This window comes from Martelella sp., from assembly GCF_984369615.1.
Window position 1 is genome coordinate 1 of record NZ_CFHTCS010000439.1, and the last position, 3165, is coordinate 3165.

General features: G+C 61.5%; 2 protein-coding genes. Both read left to right on the top strand.

Going from position 1 to position 3165, the window contains the following annotated elements; all coding sequences use genetic code 11:
* Nucleotides 1-1279: helix-hairpin-helix domain-containing protein (locus AC5DC2_RS21825; protein ID WP_491700001.1), on the top strand; the 1279-nt coding region annotated here is incomplete at its 5' end.
* A gap of 517 nt (nucleotides 1280-1796) precedes the next feature.
* Nucleotides 1797-2891 (top strand): porin, encoded by a 1095-nt coding sequence (locus AC5DC2_RS21830; RefSeq protein ID WP_491700002.1) that lies wholly within the window; start codon nucleotides 1797-1799, stop codon nucleotides 2889-2891.
* Nucleotides 2892-3165: the final 274 nt, after the last annotated feature.

Here is a 3165-nt window from a genome sequence, read left to right on the forward strand (position 1 = left end):
CAAGCAGCGCGTCCGTTTCGTCGAGGGCGCGGTCGAAAAGGGCGTCAAGAAGCAGCGCGCGGACGAGATCTTCGATCTTCTGGCGAAATTCGCCAATTACGGCTTCAACAAGTCGCATGCCGCGGCCTACGCCATCGTCTCTTATCATACTGCCTTTCTGAAGGCGCATTATCCGGTGGAGTTCCTTGCCGCGTCGATGACGCTCGACATGGCCAATACCGAAAAGCTGAACGATTTTCGGCACGACGCCCGAAGGCTCGGCATCGAGGTGGTGGCGCCGTCGATCCAGACGAGCCACCGGCATTTCGAGCCGGGCGAGGACCGGATCTACTATGCGCTTGCCGCCATCAAGGGCGTCGGCGATGCGGCCGTCGATCATATCGTCGCGGCGCGCGGCGAGAGGCCCTTTGTCGATCTTGAGGATTTCTGCCAGCGCATTGACCCCAAGCTCGTCAACCGCCGGGTTCTGGAGAGCCTGATCTGCGCCGGCGCGTTTGATTGTTTCGGCCATGACCGCGCGGCGCTTCTGGCCGGACTCGATCGCATCATCGGCCTTGCCCAGCGAACCCAGGAGGATCGCGCCAGCGGCCAGGCCGATATCTTCGGAAGCGCCGGCCAGGTCTCCAAGATCGTGCTCCCGGACTATACGCCGCTTTCCGACTCCGAACGGCTGATGCGCGAGTACCAGATGCTCGGCTTCTATCAGACGGCCCATCCGCTCGATGCCTATGCCGATATTCTGGCGAAGATGCGCGTTCAGGCTTTCTCGGCGTTCCAGCTTTCGGTGAAGAACGGTTCGGACCGCGGCCGGCTCGCGGGCACCGTGGTGGCCAAGCAGGAACGCAAGACCCGGACCGGCAACCGCATGGGCATCGTTACCTTTTCAGATGCCACCGGCCAGTTCGAGGCGGTGCTGTTTTCGGAGATGCTCTATCAGTACCGTGATCTGCTGGAACCCGGCACATCGGTCGTCATCACCGTTTCCGCCGAAATGCGGCCGGAAGGGATCGGCATGCGCATCCAGACGGTCCAGTCGCTCGAGGAGGAGGCTGTGCGCCAGCAAAGCGCGATGCGGATATTCCTGCGCGACGATTCGCCGATCGCCTCGCTCGCGCGCCACCTGAATGAGAATGGCGAGGGCCTGGTGTCGTTTGTCGTCATCCAGGATCACGGTCTTCGCGAGATCGAGGTCGAGTTGCCGGGCAAGTATCGCCTGTCGCCCGAGGTGGCCTCGGCCATGCGGGCCGTCGCCGGCGTCGTGGACGTGGAACTGGTCTGAAGCCTTAAGCCGGGGCGGCGGCCCCGGAAACTGGCAAGGGCGGACCGTTTGATGATGGCGCCGGGGGACGCGGCGCATTGGCTTTACGGGTCTCGTTCATCCGTGCGGCAGACGGCATGCACGGTGATTCCCGTCGAAATCGCGTGCGGACAGCAGGCTGTTGCGGGCGAATGTGGTGTTGTGACGGACGGATTTTGATCCGGAATCGCCCGCTTCAGGCAGATTCGTTCGTTCCCGACTGCGATCCGACGCCTGTTTCGCTCTTGTTTTCTTTACCTTTTGTAAAGATTTGCCGCTCCGGAGGGGGTACTTGTTGCCAATCCGCAACAGCAAGCAGGTAAGGACGGCCTGAAGACGACAAACCGGATGATTGGTGATTGCGATCGTGACGCGGTCTTGTATGTTCAACCTCGGAAGTGAGGGCGAGACGGCCCGGTCTTCTTGAAACCAGGGGATGGGGCAGGGAACGCCTCGGCGAAAATCCCAGACCCGCTTTAAACCTTATTTGGAGGTCATTATGAACGTGAAGAGCCTTCTCCTCGGCTCCGCTGCAGCAGTTGCAGCAGCTTCCGGCGCTCAGGCTGCCGACCCGGTTGTGGTCATCGAGCCTGTAGCTGCCAACTATGTTGAAGTCTGCGACACCTTCGGTGCCGGCTACTTCTACATCCCGGGCACCGAAACCTGCCTCGATATCGGCGGTTACGTCCGTTTCCAGGTTAGCGCCCTGAGCAAGACGACCCCGCAGTGGGCCGCTGGTCAGCCGGGCACCTGGGACGTTTTCACCAAGGCTCAGATTGACATCGCCAGCAAGACGGAAACCGAGCTCGGTGTCCTGACAGGCGTCATCAAGATGAACGCTGAAGCGCACAGCGCCGGCGGTTCGGGCACGACCTTCGGTCTCGACCAGACCTACCTCGCTCTCGGCGGCTTCCAGGCCGGTTATTTCCAGAGCTACTGGGATGAAGGTCTTGTCGGCGAAATCGACGACCTGTCGGGCAACACCAAGTTCAACTCGATGCGTTACGTCTTCACGGGCGACGGCTTCGTAGCCGGTCTCTCGCTTGACGCTCTGACGGCTTCGCAGGTTGGCTACACCGGCGATCCGGACCTGGCTCGCATCGGCGTTTCCGGTCGTGTCGGCTTCCAGGCAGGCGGTATCGGCTTCAAGGTTGACGGTGGCTACGACACCTTCAACGAAGACGGTTCGGTTCGTGCGATGACGACCCTTGCTCTCGGCCCGGGTCAGCTTGACCTCGGTGCTTCGTGGGCTTCGGGCTGGAACGCCTATGCCAACACCTTCGATGACTGGTTCGACAGCTATCCCTTTGCTGGCGCTCCGGCTCCGAACTCGATCTACGCCGAATGGCAGCTGGCTGCCGGTTACGCTCTTGACGTCACCGACAAGTTCACCATCACGCCGGCTATCCAGTGGACCTCGGTCAACATCCCGACGGCTTCGAACAAGAGCTTCTACACCTTCGGCGCTCTGTTCGACTACGAGATTGTTGACGGCCTGTCCGCCAAGGTCAACTTCGACTATGCCGACCTGCCGGACTCCTACTTCAAGGACGACACTTGGGGTGGTTGGTTCCGTCTGCAGCGCGACTTCTAAGAAGCGCTCAGGTCTAGTTTTGAGAAACCCGGTCCTTGCGGCCGGGTTTTTCTGTTTTCGGATTGCGCATGGGCAGGGCGCAACCTGCACGACGGCCCTTCTTTCCGGCAATGGCAGCCTTGCGCATCCGGACGCGCCGAATGCGTGGCCGGCATCGCTGCCCGGAGGCGGCGCGCCCGGGCTATTCCGCTTCTCTGTGATCGCGCGCGTGAGGGGGGGGCTGGTGCGGACGGCGGGGCTCGAACCCGCATGACCAATCGGTCGAGGGATTTTA

Bases quoted from the DNA above. Each gene is read 5' to 3' on its own strand.
- AC5DC2_RS21830 (WP_491700002.1), top strand. From the start codon at position 1,797: ATGAACGTGAAGAGCCTTCTCCTCGGCTCCGCTGCAGCAGTTGCAGCA.